The organism is Rheinheimera muenzenbergensis (assembly GCF_036984005.1).
Taxonomy (GTDB): domain Bacteria; phylum Pseudomonadota; class Gammaproteobacteria; order Enterobacterales; family Alteromonadaceae; genus Alishewanella; species Alishewanella muenzenbergensis.
The window spans coordinates 64,756-80,777 of the sequence record NZ_JALAAR010000003.1 but is presented as its reverse complement, the minus strand read 5'-3'; the positions used below and the strand labels follow the sequence as shown (position 1 = coordinate 80,777).

Here is a 16,022-nt window from a genome sequence, read left to right as displayed (position 1 = left end):
CTTTTCACTCCAGCCACATCAACCAACCGGAACCAATAACGCTGAAAATTTGCGCAATTGATTGGTGCAATTGATTTCTTGCTTGCAGAGCTGTCGAAGCTTTGTATAATGCCAGCTGTTTACTTCAATAAAATCCTCTCAGTGCCTGGGTGGCGAAATCGGTAGACGCAGCGGATTCAAAATCCGCCGGGGGAAACTCCGTGTCGGTTCGAGTCCGACCCTAGGCACCAATATGCTCAGTAAGTTAGCACTCTGTTCCAAACCAATTTATCGTAGATTTAAAGTTGTCTTGCTAAGCACTTTGCAGCATTTGCCGTTTAATCTGGCCTTTGCCAATGGCTGAAAATAATTCGGTACCTAATGTTTTAAGTGCGCTAAAACAACACCTGAAAAATAGCGGGTAAATTCTGCGAAATACTTGTCGATCTTCTTATTCTCCATCCGACTAAGTACTGTGAATCAATCACTGCTACCTTTACTGCAGCATCAACTGGCTGTGGAAGGGTATTGCCAATTTTTAGGAGCAAGACAATGAAATCTAACCCGGTAGTGCACTTTGAAATTTACGTAGAAAACATGCAGCGCGCCAAAGCGTTTTATCAGGCGCTGTTTGATATCAAGTTGGAACCTATGCCATCACCGACGCCGGAGGTTGAGATGGACATGTGGTTCTTCCCGATGGATAAAGAAAACGGCATGAGTTACTACGGCGCTGGCGGTAGCCTGGTGAAGATGGCCGGTTTTACGCCGGGCGGTGGTGGCACTTTGGTGTATTTTGGCTGCGAGGATTGTGCGGTGCAGGCTGAGCGCGCAGTAGCCAATGGCGGCAGTATAAAGCAGGCAAAAATGTCGATTGGCGAACATGGTTTTTGCGCTGTGGTGCGCGACTCTGAGGGCAATTTAATTGGCCTGCATTCAATGAGCTAACTGCAGTGCCGGTTTAGCTATTGTGCCTGAAGCCAGGCGGTGCAACTATGTTTCTTTAACTTGTCAGCAGGGGATAAGGTGAAAAATCGCATACCACTGCAAGATGCTGAGCAACGGTCTGGTTTGGCGGTTGATAACCGGCGCCGTGATTTACTGAAATTGCTGGCGGGCAGCAGCCTGATATTAGGCCCGCTGTTTGGCGCTAAACTGGCTTTTGCCGCTGGCGGTATTAAACCGGGTATACAGCTTTATACGGTACGGCAATTAATGCAGCAGGACCTAGCCGGCACGTTGCGGCTATTAGCCGGTTTAGGTTATCAGGAAGTGGAATTTGCCGGTTTGTTCGAACATTCTGCCACTGCAGTAGCGGCCTGGCTGGCTGAATATGGCTTATCTGCTCCGGCAGGGCATGTGATGTTACAGCCGATGCTGGCAGACACCAATCGGGTGTTAGATGAAGCCCTGGCGCTCGGGCATCGTTATCTGGTTATGCCGTATTTATTCGAACATGAACGCAATGACGGCTTGCGCAGTTACCAGCTACTGGCAGAGCAACTAAACCGTGTAGGCGAGCATTGCCAGGCCGTCGGATTGCAGTTGGCGTACCATAACCATGATTTTGAGTTTGCCATGCTTGATAGCACTACGCCTTATCAGATATTGCTGGCGCAAACCGATGCAACATTAGTAAAAATGGAAATAGATTTGTATTGGGCCGCGAAAATGCAGGTAGATGTGGCGGCGCTTTTTAAACGGTTTCCCGGGCGCTTTCCGCTGTGGCATGTCAAAGATATGGCCGCTGATGGAAATTTTGCCGATCTTGCTACTGGCCGCATCGATTTTTCTGCGCTGGTTAAGGTCGCTGGTGTTGCTGGCTTACAACATGCTTTTGTTGAACGCGACACTAGCGATAATTTAGATCTAACCCTGCAGCAGGGCATTCGCGGATTTAAACAAATCTTCATTTAGCGACTGGGTAACCAGGCTCTGTCAGCCGCGCTTTGCGCTCGCCAGTCATAATTTATGACTTTAGCTCATCAATTAATGAAATAATATCATTTTTATTCATGCAGCCACAGCTGTATAACTAACGCATGGCTTAAAGTCTAGACGTCTAGAAGTTTTAGGTGGCAAGTTAGCGAATGGGGCAGCACAGCATGAAGAACACCGATTTCACTTTTACAATTAAACGTATTCGGTTTGATGAACATTATCAGCCGGCAGACAGTACGCGTATTACCACCAATTTTGCCAATTTGGCGCGGGGTGAGTACCGCCAGCAGAATTTACGTAACGCGTTAAACATGATTAACAACAGGTTTAATGCGTTAGCGCAATGGGATAACCCTAAGGGCGATCGCTACTCTGTCGAGCTGGACATAGTGTCGGTAGATGTCGATATTGACGGCAATGGCGCAAGCTTCCCATCGATTGAAGTGTTAAAAACCCACATTGTTGACCATAAAACTAACGAGCGCATCGAAGGCATAGTAGGCAATAATTTTTCGTCTTATGTGCGCGATTATGACTTTAGCGTTCTGCTGCTGGAGCATAATAAACAGCAAGCGCAATTTAGCATTCCGGAGAATTTTGGCGAGCTGCATGGCAAGTTGTTTAAATATTTTATCAATTCAAATGCTTACAAACAGCATTTTAGCAAGCCGCCGGTTATCTGCCTGAGTGTGTCAGATAACAAAACCTATCAGCGCACGGAAAACCAGCACCCAATTTTGGGCGTGGAATATCTGGCAAACGAGTCGTCGTTAACCGAGCAGTATTTTAAGAAAATGGGCCTGCAGGTGCGCTATTTTATGCCGCCAAACAGTGTAGCGCCGTTGGCATTCCATTTTGTTGGTGACCTACTTAATGACTACACCAACCTGGAGCTGATTGGCACCATCAGCACCATGGAAACCTTTCAAAAGATTTACCGGCCGGAGATATACAACGCCAATGCGGTGGCCGGCAAACGCTATAAACCGGATTTAAAAAATCAGGATCATTCTATTACGCAAATTGTGTATGACCGCGAAGAGCGCAGTAAGTTAGCCATAGCCCAGGGCAGGTTTGCTGAAGAGCACTTTATTAAACCGCACCGCGCTACGCTGGAGCAATGGTCGGCTAACTACGCTTAATTAATCAGTCGGATAACAGCATTTATGAACAAGCATTTACTACAAAAAACGCTATTACCTACCTCAACCGCCGGCAGTTTACCTAAACCCAGCTGGCTGGCAGAGCCTGAGACACTGTGGTCGCCGTGGAAACTGCAGGGTGACGAACTGTCTGATGGTAAGCAGGATGCGCTGCGGCTGTCATTGCAGCAGCAACAGCTGGCCGGCATTGATATTGTCAGTGACGGCGAGCAAACACGGCAACACTTTGTCACCACCTTTATCGAGCATTTAAGCGGGGTTGATTTTGCCCGGCGTGAAACGGTCAGAATCCGTAACCGCTATGACGCCAGTGTGCCAACTGTAGTGGGGCCGGTGTCGCGACCCAGGCCGGTGTTTGTAGAAGATGCTAAGTTTTTACGCGCGCAAACCAGCCAGCCGATTAAATGGGCATTGCCGGGGCCGATGACGATGATCGACACGCTGTATGATGATCACTATAAAAGCCGCGAACAGCTGGCGTGGGAGTTTGCCAAAATATTAAACCAGGAAGCCAAAGACTTAGAGGCCGCCGGTGTGGATATTATTCAGTTTGATGAGCCGGCCTTTAATGTGTTTTTCGATGAGGTAAATGAGTGGGGCATTAAGTGTTTAGAGCGCGCTATCGAAGGGCTTAACTGCGAAACGGCCGTGCATATTTGTTATGGCTATGGCATTAAAGCCAATACCGACTGGAAAAAAACCTTGGGCTCCGAGTGGCGGCAATATGAAGAAATATTCCCTAAACTGCAACAATCCAATATCGATATTATTTCCTTAGAGTGCCATAACTCGCGGGTGCCGCTAGAGCTACTGCAGCTTATCCGCGGCAAAAAAGTGATGGTCGGTGCCATTGATGTGGCAACTGACAGCATAGAAACGCCGGAACAAGTGGCGGCGACACTTAGACAAGCGCTGAAGTATGTCGATGCTGATAAGCTTTACCCCTGCACCAACTGTGGCATGGCACCGTTATCCCGTCAGGTGGCAACAGGTAAGCTGAATGCCTTAGCGGCAGGGACCGAGATAGTGCGCCAAGAGCTGCTTGGCAACTCATTACGATAGACAGAACCGGTTTGCTCTAAATCAACCGTTGCAGGCCGGGCTATTAAGACCCTAAGCTTACAACACCAGCTGGGCCAGCATACGCAGACCGGTTATCAGCAACACTACGGCAAAGACCTGCTTTAGTTTGGCTGCATTTAGTTTTGTCGCCAGTGATGCCCCAACCGGGGCAAACAATACCGTTAGCGGCACTATACAGCTAAAGCCAATTATATTTACCAAACCAAAGGTGCCTGCGGGCGCATCAGCTGGCGTGCTGCCCAGCACTAACATCGTCAGTGCAGCCGGCAGCGAAATAAGCAAGCCAATGGCGGAGGCCGTGCCAACGGCCTTGTGGGCCGGGTAGTTACACAGGGTAAGCATTGGTACCGACAACGTGCCACCGCCAATACCGACCATAGCGCTAAAAAAGCCAATTGATGTGCCCATAGCGGTTTGTCCGGCTGTGCCTGGCAGTTGTTGCAACAAAGCCGATTTGCCGGTTCTGAACAGCATGTTCAGTGCAGATAAAATAGCTATTACAGCAAACATCAGCGTAAGTACGCTGCCATCAACACGGGTAACTAACCAGCTACCAGCCAATACACCCAGCAAAATAAATACCGCCCAGCGCTTTAGCAAAACAACATCGACATTACCTTTTTTGCTGTGCGAACGAATAGAGCTGACCGAGGTTGGCACTATGGTGGCCAAAGAGGTGGCGGTGGCAATCAACATTGCCGACTCTGCTGAGACGCCAAAACTCTGAAACAGAAAAAACAGCACCGGCACTATGACGATACCGCCGCCAACGCCAAGTAAGCCGGCTAAAATGCCTGCAAATACGCCGGTGGCCACCAGGGCTAATAAGGTAGCAATATTACTGCTGATAAATTCGATAATACTCATTAACGACTGCTTCTGTGCGTAATGGCCGGCCAGCGCCGGAACCAGGATAAATGTGCTATGCAGCATACCAGTATTGGCATGCCGGGGCAGTAGTTTTTGACAGAAATTAAAGCGAAATCAAAGCAGTAACGTCGGTTTGTCCGCCTGCGCTGTTAGCTGGTATTGCTGCACTGCTTTTAGGCTATTTTTCTCGCGCTCATGCTCTTCACGGTTGCGGTGGGCTTGTTCCAGTAAGCCTTGCAGGGCTTTGTCGAGCTTATTCAGCTTGGCATCTATAGCCACTATTTGGCCATCGCGCTGCGGGCTTTGCGGTTGTTGTTGCAGCGCGGCTTTTTCGGCCTGCGCTTCTTCTATTTTGGCTTTTATCTCATCAAGCTTTTGCTTATCCAGGCCAATGCGGTTTGCCAGCATTTGATCCATCAGCTGGGTTAAAAAGGCCTGTTGCTGCTTGCTGGTTTCATCCTGTTGCTGCGGCGCGTGCTGAGTTGCCGGCTTTGCCGTTGTCGTTGTTATAGCGGCAAAGTCTTGCCGCTGGGTGCCGGTATTGGCAGCGTCAGCTGCGGGTGTTAACAGCTGATACTGCAGTTGCACGTTAGTCATACCAAGGCCTGATGTGTTCATAAGGTACTCTTTGCTTTAAGTAGAATAGTTGCCTGTACCTAAATAAAGCAGAAACTGTGCCAGAGCTTATTGCCTGACGCTATGGCTGCGTTTAATGGCGTCAATCATCGCTTGTGCCAGTGGTGAGCTGGCATGATTGTTTGACGTGATCAGCATTACCGGGATCTGGTAACAGTATTTTTGCGGCATTATCGCCTTAAACAGGCCTTTTTCTACCCAATAGCTGGCGTAATGCTCGGGCAGGTAGCCGATAAATTTACCGGATAAAATTAAATGCGCTATGCCTTCGTCGTGATAGGCAATAGCGCTGTTTTGATAGTTTAAGCCGTCGTTACGCCGCTCTTTATCACGCATATAGTTACTGGAGATCACCTCGGCCTGTGGTAGCAGCTTGCTGGCGGCCTGAGCGTCGCAAGCAAATAACGGATGGTCACTGCCGCAGTACAGGTAGTTGGTTTCGTTAAATAGCGGCGTGTAATCGAGGCCGCGGATTGGGTGGCGGCTAACGCCGATACCAAGCAAAGAGCGGCCATTAGCCACGGCAGTTTCTACCTCGCGCGCTTCACAGACATATAAATCGAACTGAATGCTGTCACTTTTTTGCTTCAGTGCCGCTATGGCCTGAGCGACGCCGCAGCGTGGATCGCTAACCAGTGTATCAATAACTGCCAGGCTAACCCGGCCGGAGAGTTTATGTTTTGAGCCGGCAACGGTGCTGGCGAAGGCTTCACACTGCTGCAGTAATTCCAGCGACGCCTGATAGGTAATGCGGCCAGGCTCGGTGAGTTCAAAGCCGCTGCGGCCGCGTTTGCACAGGGTTACCCCCAGGCGGATTTCCAGATCCGACAAATGTGCGCTAATAGTAGAGCGGCCGATATTCAGCCGTGATTCCGCCGCCGACAGGCCGCCGCACTCGACGATGGTGACGAAAATTCTCAGTAAACGTAAATCAACGTCTTGTACCTGCATGCTGCGCTCTTTTAGTTCGATAAATCTGGAATGAATTACGAATATTATGTATTTATAAAACTACTGGCGCAAGCTAGCATGGTGGCACAGTAAAGCTGGTTCAGTGCCAATCTTCCTGACTGAGGTGTTGGCTTGAATCGGTTTGCACACGCTAACACGCCGTGAACCCCTCCCTGGGGGCTCGTCTCAGCCCATCCGGGGCTTCAACGGTTAGCTTAGTACAAACCGATTCCGCTCAAACCTTTGGTTGTACTGAACAGACTTAAAACAGTTAAACATCGAGGAGCACAACATGACATTTCGCTATGGTTTAGACCGGATGGATTTAGATATCGTCAATGGTATCGCCGATGGCAGCATTAAGGCCGAGCTGTGTGCAGAAGCCATTGCCAGAATTAACCAGAGCCGCAGCAACGTTGAGGTGATGGCGTCATCAGATAAAGCCATTTACGGTATTAACACCGGTTTTGGCCCCTTGTGCGATACGCAAATTTCTCCGGCCGAAACCGCACTGCTGCAGAAAAACCTGCTTATTACTCATGCGGTGGGGGTAGGTGAGCCGATTGCCAAAGCTATTTCAAAGCTGATGCTGATCACCAAGGTACATGCGCTAAGCCAGGGCTATTCCGGTGTGCGGCTGGAAGTGGTCGAACGCATGCTGAAATTTATTGAGCTGGACTTAATTCCGGTAGTGCCGGAGCAAGGCTCGGTAGGTGCTTCCGGCGATTTAGCACCATTATCGCACTTGTTTTTACCGCTGCTGGGTGAAGGTGAGTTCTGGCAAGGCAAAGGCTGTATTAGTGCCGCCGAAGCACTGGCGCAACATGGTCTGGCGCCGATTGAGTTGCAGGCCAAAGAAGGCCTGGGCCTGATTAACGGCACCCAATTTATTTTATCGCATGCCATTACGGCGCTGACCAAGATGCGTTACCTGCTGGATTTAGCCGATGTCGCCGGCGCCATGAGTATTGAAGGCATGCAGGGCAGTGGCTCGCCGTTTCGGCCAGAGCTGCATCAAATCCGCGCTTTTGCCGGTAATATTGAAGTGGCCGCGCGGATGCGACGCTTGTTTAAAGACTCAGAGAATATGGCCTCGCACACCGGTTGTGCCCGGGTGCAGGACCCTTACTCGCTGCGCTGTATTCCGCAGGTACACGGCGCCTCGCGCAATGCCTATAACCATTTAAAAGAGCTGGCCGAGATTGAAATGAACTCGGTAACCGATAACCCTATCGTAATAAGCAGCGAAGAAGCGATTTCCGGTGGTGGTTTCCATGGCCAGCCGCTGGCCATGGTGCTGGATTACACCTCTATTGCCGCAGCCGAGCTGGGTAATATTTCTGACCGTCGCTGTTACCTGCTGCTGGAAGGTTTACACGGTTTGCCACGTTTGCTGACCAAAGCCGGTGGTTTAAATTCCGGTATGATGATCCCGCAGTATGTGACGGCAGCCTTGGTGACAGAAAACAAATCATTGTGTTTCCCGCCATCGGCCGATAGCGTACCCACCTCTATGGGGCAGGAAGATCATGTGTCGATGGGCAGTATCTCCGGCCGTAAGCTAAACCAGATTTTAGGCAACCTGGAAAAAATTCTGGCGATAGAATTAATGTACGCGGCGCAGGCTATTGAGTTTCGCCGGCCAAACAAGTGTTCTGATCTGGTTGAACACAACTTTGCGCTTATTCGCAGCAAGGTGGCGAAATTAGAAGAAGATAGGCTGTTAAAGCCGGATATCGACGCCATGATAAAACTGGTAACCAGCCAGGCCTTTAGCGTTAGCTTTGCACTGAACTAAGAGGGGATCTACATGACTTTTCAGGACCAGATTAAGCAGGGTATTCCCGCTCAGTTACCAGCAGTTAAAGCGTATCCGCTGGATGCCAACCGCGCGCCTAAGCGTAAAGACATTTTAACCACAGCAGAAAAGCAGCTGGCCGTGCGTAATGCACTGCGCTATTTCCCAAAACAGTGGCACAGCGAGCTGGCTGCCGAGTTTGCCAAAGAGCTGAATGATTTCGGCCGCATTTATATGTACCGCTTTAAACCGGATTACGCCATTAAAGCGCGGCCTATCAGCGAGTACCCGGCCAAATGCCAGCAGGCGGCGGCCATTATGCTGATGATTGATAACAACCTTGATCCCGCGGTGGCGCAGCACCCGGAAGAGCTGATTACCTATGGGGGTAACGGCGGTGTATTCCAGAACTGGGCGCAGTACCGTTTAACAATGCAGTATTTAAGCGAGATGGAAAGCGACCAAACGCTGCATATGTATTCCGGGCATCCGATGGGCTTGTTCCCGTCATCCGAAGAAGCACCGCGGGTGATTGTCACTAACGGCATGATGATCCCGAATTATTCCAAGCCGGATGACTGGGAGCGTTTTAATGCCTTAGGCGTGACCCAATATGGTCAGATGACGGCCGGCTCTTACATGTATATCGGCCCGCAGGGCATAGTGCATGGCACCACTATTACCGTAATGAATGCGTTTCGTAAGGTGTTGCAACCAGGCGATAGCCCGAAAGGTAAAATTTTCCTCACCGCCGGTTTAGGCGGCATGAGCGGTGCCCAGCCCAAAGCCGGTAATATCGCTAACTGTATTACCGTCTGTGCCGAAGTTAACCCGAAAGCCGCTACCAAGCGCCACCAACAAGGCTGGGTCGATGAGCTTATCGACAATATGGACGCGCTGATCGCCCGGGTAAAACTGGCGCAGGCGAACGAAGAAATCGTCTCTATTGCCTACATTGGTAACGTAGTTGATGTCTGGGAGCAGTTCTACCATAGCGATATTTTTGTGCATTTAGGCTCAGATCAAACTTCGTTGCATAACCCCTGGTCGGGCGGTTACTACCCGGTTGATATCAGCTATGACGAAGCCAACCGCTTAATCCGGGAAGAGCCTGAGCTGTTTAAAGCCAAAGTGCAGGCGACGTTAAAACGCCATGCCGATGCGGTAAATAAACACACCGCCAAAGGCACTTACTTCTTTGATTACGGTAATGCGTTTTTACTTGAAGCTTCACGCGCCGGCGGCGATGTCATGGCCGATAACGGCATCGATTTTAAATATCCATCCTACGTGCAGGATATTCTCGGCCCGATGTGTTTTGACTATGGCTTTGGCCCATTCCGCTGGGTGTGTACTTCAGGTAAGCCGGAAGACTTGGATAAAACCGATGCCATTGCTGCAAAGGTGCTGACAGAAATTATGGCGCAGGCGCCGGCAGAAATTCAGCAGCAAATGCAGGATAACATTACATGGATTAAAGACGCCAAGCAGAACAAGCTGGTGGTGGGCTCGCAGGCACGTATTTTATATGCCGACACCGAAGGGCGGATGAAAATCGCCAGTGCTTTTAACGACGCCATTGCCCGCGGTGAAATTGGCCCTGTGGTACTGGGGCGTGATCATCACGATGTCAGCGGCACCGACTCGCCGTTTCGTGAAACGTCCAACATCTACGATGGCAGCCGTTTTACCGCCGATATGGCTATTCATAACGTGATTGGCGATAGCTTCCGTGGCGCGACCTGGGTGTCTATCCATAACGGCGGCGGTGTTGGCTGGGGCGAAGTGATCAACGGTGGCTTTGGTATGTTGCTGGATGGCAGCAGCGAGGCAGATCGCCGGTTAAAATCGATGCTGTTATTTGATGTTAATAATGGTATTGCCCGTCGCAGCTGGGCACGTAACGCCGAGGCAGATTTTGCCATTAAACGCGAAATGGCCAGAACACCGAAGTTAAAAGTGACGTTGGCGAACCGGGTAGATGATGACGTTTTAGCCGGGTTGTCGTTTTAACCGGGCTGTAAATTTAACCGGACTGTCGGATTAACGACCCTGCGGCGTGGATTATCAACTAAACTGATTGAAATTTAATCAGGATGGTTGAAGATGAAACGCCGCGATTTTCTTACCCACACCTCACTATTACTCGGCAGCAGCTTGCTGCCGGTGTCTACTTTATTGCAAGCCAGCTCAGAGCTGTCCGCCATACCAACAATAAAACCCGCGGACTGGCCGGCATTGCGACAGCAATTTGCCTTAACCCATGACTATATTCATCTGGCGACGTTTTTACTGGCATCGCACCCGAAACCGGTGGCCGATGCGATAGCGCGCCATCGCCAGGCCTTTGATGCCAACCCGGCCGATTACTGGCACGAGCATTTTATGACGATAGATCAGCAAATTGCCGCAGCTGCCGCCGAATATATGGGCGGTGAAGCCTGGCAGATTGCGCTGACTGACAGCACGACTATGGGCTCGGCGCTGGTGTATAGCGGGCTGAAACTGCGAGCAGGCGATGAAATACTGCAAACTGTGCATGATCATTACTCTACCGATTTATCGCTACAGCTCAGGGCAGACCGAACCGGTGCCAAGGTGCGTCAGGTATCCTTGTACGACAACCCGGCGCTGGTGTCGGTAGATGAAGTGGTCTCCAAATTAAAGGCTGGTATAACAGCAAAAACCAAAGTTGTGGTGGTAACCTGGGTGCATTCTTCCACCGGGGTAAAGCTGCCGCTGCGCGCCATTGCCGATATGCTGCATGAGCTGAACAACAGCCGTGCCGAGGCAGAGCAGATTATTTTTTGCGTCGATGGCGTGCATGGCTTTGGTATTGAAAATGTCGATGTGTCGACACTGGGCTGTGATTTTTTTATTGCCGGCACCCATAAGTGGATTTTTGGCCCGCGCGGCACCGGTGTGATCTGGGGCAGCAAACGGGGTTGGGACAACTGCCATGCGGTTATCCCCAGCTTTAGCCGCTCTTACGATGTCTGGCTGGGCGGCAGTACCCAGGATCAGGTGCCAATTGGCGAGCATATGAGCCCGGGTGGCTTTCACTCGTTTGAACACCGCTGGGCACTGCCGGAAGCTTTTAAATTACACCTGCAGCTGGGTAAGGCAGAAGTACAGGCGCGTATTCATCAGCTTAACAGCCAAACCAAACAAGGCCTGGCGAAAATGCACGGGGTAAAACTGTACACGCCAATGTCAGCGGAATTGTCATCCGGCTTGGTCTGTTTTGATTACAAACAAATGCCACCGGACGATGTGGTAAAAGCCATGCACAAAAAAGGCATTATCATGAGTGCAACACCTTACCGGCAATCTTATGCCCGTTTTGCGCCCAGCCTGATTAATAACGAGCAGGAAATTGAGCGGGCGCTGGCGGCCTTGCAGGCGTTATAAGGCGGAGCCTGACCAAGAAAATAGCAATATTGCCGCATCCGGCATGGCATTGTCTGGCGGTGCTCTGTTAACCTCTGTACTACAGATACGCAGTGTGGGGTAGCTTGGATGGAGTGGTTACGGCAGTGGTTTGACTACCCGGCTGATCCTTTACTACTGGCCGGCAGTTATGACCTTAACTTAGTGCTGCTGTCGTTTTTGATCGCAGTTTTTTCATCGGCCATTGCCCTTCAGATCACGGCATCGGCCATCAGCGTGAAGAAAAAAAACTTACGTTTGCTGATGCTGACCAGTGGCAGTATTGCGCTGGGCGGCGGCGTCTGGTCGATGCATTTCATCGGTATGCTGGCGTTTACGCTATGTACCAGCGTCAGTTACCAACCGGGGTTAACCTTTTTATCTATGCTGCCCAGTATAGCGGCGTCCTGGGTGGCGCTGGATCTGATCAGCAAACAACAATTAGCTAAAACCCAACTGCTGATCGGCGGCGTGCTGGTAGGGGCCGGCATTGGCACCATGCATTATATGGGCATGGCTGCGATGCAGATGTCAGTGGCGCTACGTTACGACTTACCGATGTTTTTATTGTCGATATTGGTTGCGGTAGTGCTGGCTGTGATAGCGTTATGGGTGCGTTTTGGCCTGCGCCGTTTTAATCTGGCTGCGCACTGGCTGACCCTGCTAAGCAGTATTGTGATGGGCGCTGCTATTAGCGGCATGCATTATACCGGCATGGCGGCGGCCCGCTTTGTGCCACCAGCGGATTTTGTTGCCAATACTGAAAACAGTGATATTTCCTGGTTATTAGCACTGGCAGTCGCGTTTACCACCCTGGTGATCACTGGTTTAGTGGTGGCGGTAAATTTATTGCTGAAGTATCGCGAGCTCAACCTGCAGGTTAATGCCAAAGAAGCGTTGGCTAGAGAAAACGAAGCAAAATTTCGCTCATTGATTGGCAATATCCCCGGTGCTGCTTACCGTTGTTTGCACAATGAAAATTGGGACATGCTGTTTATCAGCGATGCGGTGCAGTGGTTATCCGGCTACCCGGCCAGTGATTTTATGTTGCCCGACGCGCAGCGCAGCTGGTCTGACTTAGTGCATCCGGAGGATAAAGCGGCCACGACGCAGCTGGATTTATATCAGGGCAGTTTTAGTCTGGAGTACCGCATCCGGCATAAAGATGGCAGCTGGCGCTGGATTTTAGAGCACGGCGAAGCGATAAAAACCGACAAAGGGGAAATTATCTGGCTGGACGGCTTTTTAATGGATATCAGTGCCCGTAAACAAATGGAGCAGGAGCTGGTGCTGGCCAAGAATACCGCCGAGCAGGCGGCTGAAGCCCGGGCGGCGTTTCTGGCCAATATGAGCCATGAAATCCGTACACCGATGAACGCCATTATCGGCTTCAGCGATTTGCTGTTATCTGCTGAATTGCCGGAACCACAGCATAAGCACCTGCAAACTATACACAGCGCTGCACGTTCACTGCTGCATTTGCTAAATGATATTCTCGACAGCGCCAAGCTGGAAAAAGGCAAGCTGGAGCTGGAGTACCGCGATTTTTCCTTGCCGGCGCTGCTGGATACAGTGGTGTCTACGTTATGGTTACAGGCCCGCAAAAAGCAGCTGCAAATGACGCTGGAGCTCGACCCGGCCGCTGCGGAATTTTATTACGGCGTGCCCGAGCGGTTACAACAGGTACTGACCAATTTGCTCGGTAATGCTATCAAATTTACTGAGCAAGGTAGCGTAACGCTAAAGGTACAACTTACTGCGCCGACAGAGCTGACCTTCAGCATTATTGATACCGGCATTGGTATAGCGGCCGAACGTTTGCCGTATATTTTTGATGCCTTTACCCAGGCTGATGCCTCGATGAGCCGGCGTTTTGGCGGCACCGGCCTGGGTACCACTATCAGTAAACAATTGGTTGAACTGATGGGCGGTAGCATCAGTGTGCACAGCGTTGATGGCGAGGGCAGCTGCTTTAGCTTCACGCTGCCGCTAAAGCCCGGTGCGGCGATAGCCCCAACCAGCGTAGGGCAGGCAATAGCGCTGCCGCCATTGTCGGTGCTGATCACTGATGATATTGCGCAAAATCTGGAATTGCTACAGTTGCTGTTGCAGCGCGGCGGCCATAGTGTTGTGGCGGTTTCTGACGGACAACAAGCGGTTGCGGCGGTGCAACAACAGCATTTTGATCTGGTACTGATGGATATCCAGATGCCGGTAATGGATGGCTTGCAGGCGTGCAGGTTAATCCGGCAATGGGAAGCACAGCAGCGGCGCGAGCCGTTGCCGGTTATTGCCTTAACCGCCAGCGTGCTGGATGAAGATAAAGTTGCCGCCAAAGAAGCCGGTATGCAGGGCTTTGCCAGTAAACCCATAGATTATGCGCAGCTGAGTGCAGAAATAGCCCGGGTACTGCAGCTTGATATAGCCGATACGCCACTTGTCACACCAACCGAGCCGGCAAGTTTGCAACTGCTCAATACCAGTAAGGCCGTGCAGCTGTGGGGATCGTTAACACACTACCTGCCGCAGCTGGAGCAATTTTTACAGCAACAACAGCCCAGGCTTTTGCAAGCCGCCACTGAGCTACAAGCCGGGCACATTAATGCTGTACAGCAATTAGCCCATGCTATTAAAGGCGTGGCGGCTAATTTGGCACTGGAGCAGTTAAGCAAGTTAAGCGCGGAGTTAGAGCAGGCGGCGCGGCAACAGCAAACCGAACGCGCCGCACAGCTGCTGGCGCAAATTGTGGCAATCTGGCCGGATCATCAGCGGGCATGCCAGCAATTGGCACTGCAGGCGACTAATGTAGCGGCTGAACGCTTGCAAAGACTTGACGATGCGACTCTGACTGCAGTATTAACAAGCTTACAGCAGGCACTGCAACAGCATGAGCTGGACGACAACGTGCTTGAACAGCTGGAAAGATACAGCGGGGCGCACGAAGCCATGATCCTGGCGGTATTGGATGCCGTAAACGATTTTGATTTTTCCCGCGCTTTAGCCATAACAAAGCAGTTACAGCAGCAAATCACGACAGGACAACACTGATGAGCGATAAGCCAACCTTACTGCTGGTAGATGATGAACCCACCAATCTCAGAGTGTTGCGTACCGTGTTGCACGATGATTACCGGCTGCTGTTCGCTAAAAGCGGTGAAGAAGCATTACAGTTGGTGGCACAGCAACACCCGGCACTGATCCTGTTAGATGTCATGATGCCGGCCATGACCGGCTACGAAGTCTGTGCCCGGCTAAAAGCCAATCCGGCAACGGCAGCAATACCGGTTATTTTTGTGACGGCATTAAAAGATGAGGTTGATGAGACCAAAGGTTTTGCCGTGGGCGCGGTAGACTATATTGCTAAACCGGTGTCACCGGCCATAGTGCGGGCCCGGGTAAAAACCCACCTGTCGCTGGTACATGCCGACGAGCTAAAACACACCCGGTTGCAGGTGATACAGCGGCTGGGCCGGGCAGCCGAATATAAAGACAACGAAACCGGTTTACATGTGATGCGCATGAGCCACTATGCCCAGATCCTGGCGCGGGCCTATGGCTTGTCAGAGCAACATTCAGAAGACTTACTGCATGCCGCCCCTATGCACGATATTGGCAAAATAGGTATTGCTGACAGTATCTTACTTAAACCCGGCAAGCTGACGGCCGACGAGTACCGTGAGATGCAAAAGCATCCGCTGATCGGTGCCGAAATACTCGGCGAATGCGATTCTGCATTATTAAAAATGGCCAAGGCGGTGGCCTTGTATCATCACGAAAAATGGGACGGCAGCGGTTATCCGCATGGCCTGGCCGGCGACGCCATACCGGTGGAAGCGCGCATAGTGGCAGTGTCAGACGTATTTGATGCGCTCACCAGTGCCCGGCCGTACAAACAAGCCTGGAGCATTGAAGACACCATGGCACATATGCAGGCGCAAAAAGGCCTGCATTTTGAACCGCAGCTGATTGATCTGCTGCAACAACAGTTGCCGGCTATGCTGGCGATTAAGCAGCGCTGGGCCGAGTAGTGGTCAGCTAACCCACTGGCAGCATAACGCTGTGAACGCCGCCTGGCTGAATATCGGCTGCGGCCTGGCAATAAACATAATGATTACAGTGAAATTCGGTATTTATTCAACGCTTTACTAATGCTAGCCTGTAAGTCTTTACCA

The 16,022-nt window shown here is 51.0% G+C and carries 12 protein-coding genes and 1 tRNA gene; 10 read left to right on the top strand and 3 right to left on the bottom strand.

Going from position 1 to position 16,022, the window contains the following annotated elements:
• Nucleotides 1-143 precede the first annotated feature (143 nt).
• The 5 genes from MN202_RS04440 (at nucleotide 144) to MN202_RS04420 (ending at nucleotide 4,145) form a co-directional block, all read left to right on the top strand.
• Nucleotides 144-230: transfer RNA gene (locus tag MN202_RS04440), tRNA-Leu, on the top strand.
• Between the two features lie 301 nt (nucleotides 231-531).
• On the top strand, nucleotides 532-927 hold the full coding sequence (locus MN202_RS04435; RefSeq protein WP_335734885.1) for a VOC family protein: 396 nt from the start codon (nucleotides 532-534) through the stop codon (nucleotides 925-927).
• 78 nt (nucleotides 928-1,005) lie between these two features.
• Nucleotides 1,006-1,896 carry a sugar phosphate isomerase/epimerase family protein gene (locus tag MN202_RS04430; RefSeq protein ID WP_335734884.1) on the top strand — a complete coding sequence of 297 codons (891 nt, stop codon included), beginning with the start codon at nucleotides 1,006-1,008 and terminating at the stop codon, nucleotides 1,894-1,896.
• Nucleotides 1,897-2,084: 188 nt separating this feature from the next.
• Nucleotides 2,085-3,062 carry a DUF1852 domain-containing protein gene (locus MN202_RS04425; protein WP_335734883.1) on the top strand — a complete coding sequence of 326 codons (978 nt, stop codon included), beginning with the start codon at nucleotides 2,085-2,087 and terminating at the stop codon, nucleotides 3,060-3,062.
• A gap of 24 nt (nucleotides 3,063-3,086) precedes the next feature.
• A complete protein-coding gene (locus tag MN202_RS04420) occupies nucleotides 3,087-4,145 on the top strand; it encodes a methionine synthase (protein ID WP_335734882.1) in 1,059 nt (352 codons plus the stop codon).
• Between the two features lie 57 nt (nucleotides 4,146-4,202).
• Here the strand turns inward: MN202_RS04420 and MN202_RS04415 are convergent, their stop codons facing one another.
• The 3 genes from MN202_RS04415 to MN202_RS04405 all read right to left on the bottom strand — a co-directional run bounded on the left by MN202_RS04415 (nucleotide 4,203) and on the right by MN202_RS04405 (nucleotide 6,623).
• A complete protein-coding gene (locus tag MN202_RS04415) occupies nucleotides 4,203-5,033 on the bottom strand; it encodes a sulfite exporter TauE/SafE family protein (RefSeq protein WP_335734881.1) in 831 nt (276 codons plus the stop codon).
• 117 nt (nucleotides 5,034-5,150) lie between these two features.
• Complete coding sequence (locus tag MN202_RS04410; protein WP_335734880.1) at nucleotides 5,151-5,654, bottom strand: hypothetical protein; 504 nt, start codon at nucleotides 5,652-5,654, stop codon at nucleotides 5,151-5,153.
• Nucleotides 5,655-5,720: 66 nt separating this feature from the next.
• Nucleotides 5,721-6,623: a LysR family transcriptional regulator gene (locus tag MN202_RS04405; protein ID WP_335734879.1), complete on the bottom strand. Its 903-nt coding sequence runs from the start codon at nucleotides 6,621-6,623 to the stop codon at nucleotides 5,721-5,723.
• A 292-nt stretch (nucleotides 6,624-6,915) separates the two neighbouring features.
• Between MN202_RS04405 and hutH the strand changes: the two genes are divergently transcribed.
• The 5 genes from hutH to MN202_RS04380 all read left to right on the top strand — a co-directional run bounded on the left by hutH (nucleotide 6,916) and on the right by MN202_RS04380 (nucleotide 15,878).
• A complete protein-coding gene (gene hutH / locus MN202_RS04400; RefSeq protein ID WP_335734878.1) occupies nucleotides 6,916-8,421 on the top strand; it encodes a histidine ammonia-lyase in 1,506 nt (501 codons plus the stop codon).
• Nucleotides 8,422-8,433: 12 nt separating this feature from the next.
• A complete protein-coding gene (locus MN202_RS04395) occupies nucleotides 8,434-10,434 on the top strand; it encodes a urocanate hydratase (RefSeq protein ID WP_335734877.1) in 2,001 nt (666 codons plus the stop codon).
• 93 nt (nucleotides 10,435-10,527) lie between these two features.
• A complete protein-coding gene (locus tag MN202_RS04390; protein ID WP_335734876.1) occupies nucleotides 10,528-11,832 on the top strand; it encodes an aminotransferase class V-fold PLP-dependent enzyme in 1,305 nt (434 codons plus the stop codon).
• A 108-nt stretch (nucleotides 11,833-11,940) separates the two neighbouring features.
• Entirely contained in the window at nucleotides 11,941-14,898 is a 2,958-nt protein-coding gene (locus MN202_RS04385; RefSeq protein WP_335734875.1) for an MHYT domain-containing protein, read from the top strand.
• Complete coding sequence (locus MN202_RS04380) at nucleotides 14,898-15,878, top strand: response regulator (RefSeq protein WP_335734874.1); 981 nt, start codon at nucleotides 14,898-14,900, stop codon at nucleotides 15,876-15,878. Before MN202_RS04385 ends, MN202_RS04380 begins: the two co-directional genes overlap by 1 nt.
• Nucleotides 15,879-16,022 lie beyond the last annotated feature (144 nt).

What these genes read in the sequence shown, in the direction of transcription:
- MN202_RS04435 (WP_335734885.1), top strand. Translation starts at nt 532, where the DNA reads ATGAAATCTAACCCGGTAGTGCACTTTGAAATTTACGTAGAAAACATG.
- MN202_RS04425 (WP_335734883.1), top strand. Translation starts at nt 2,085, where the DNA reads ATGAAGAACACCGATTTCACTTTTACAATTAAACGTATTCGGTTTGAT.
- MN202_RS04420 (WP_335734882.1), top strand. Translation starts at nt 3,087, where the DNA reads ATGAACAAGCATTTACTACAAAAAACGCTATTACCTACCTCAACCGCC.
- MN202_RS04415 (WP_335734881.1), bottom strand. Translation starts at nt 5,033, where the DNA reads ATGAGTATTATCGAATTTATCAGCAGTAATATTGCTACCTTATTAGCC.
- MN202_RS04410 (WP_335734880.1), bottom strand. Translation starts at nt 5,654, where the DNA reads ATGAACACATCAGGCCTTGGTATGACTAACGTGCAACTGCAGTATCAG.
- MN202_RS04405 (WP_335734879.1), bottom strand. Translation starts at nt 6,623, where the DNA reads ATGCAGGTACAAGACGTTGATTTACGTTTACTGAGAATTTTCGTCACC.
- hutH (WP_335734878.1), top strand. Translation starts at nt 6,916, where the DNA reads ATGACATTTCGCTATGGTTTAGACCGGATGGATTTAGATATCGTCAAT.
- MN202_RS04395 (WP_335734877.1), top strand. Translation starts at nt 8,434, where the DNA reads ATGACTTTTCAGGACCAGATTAAGCAGGGTATTCCCGCTCAGTTACCA.
- MN202_RS04390 (WP_335734876.1), top strand. Translation starts at nt 10,528, where the DNA reads ATGAAACGCCGCGATTTTCTTACCCACACCTCACTATTACTCGGCAGC.
- MN202_RS04385 (WP_335734875.1), top strand. Translation starts at nt 11,941, where the DNA reads ATGGAGTGGTTACGGCAGTGGTTTGACTACCCGGCTGATCCTTTACTA.
- MN202_RS04380 (WP_335734874.1), top strand. Translation starts at nt 14,898, where the DNA reads ATGAGCGATAAGCCAACCTTACTGCTGGTAGATGATGAACCCACCAAT.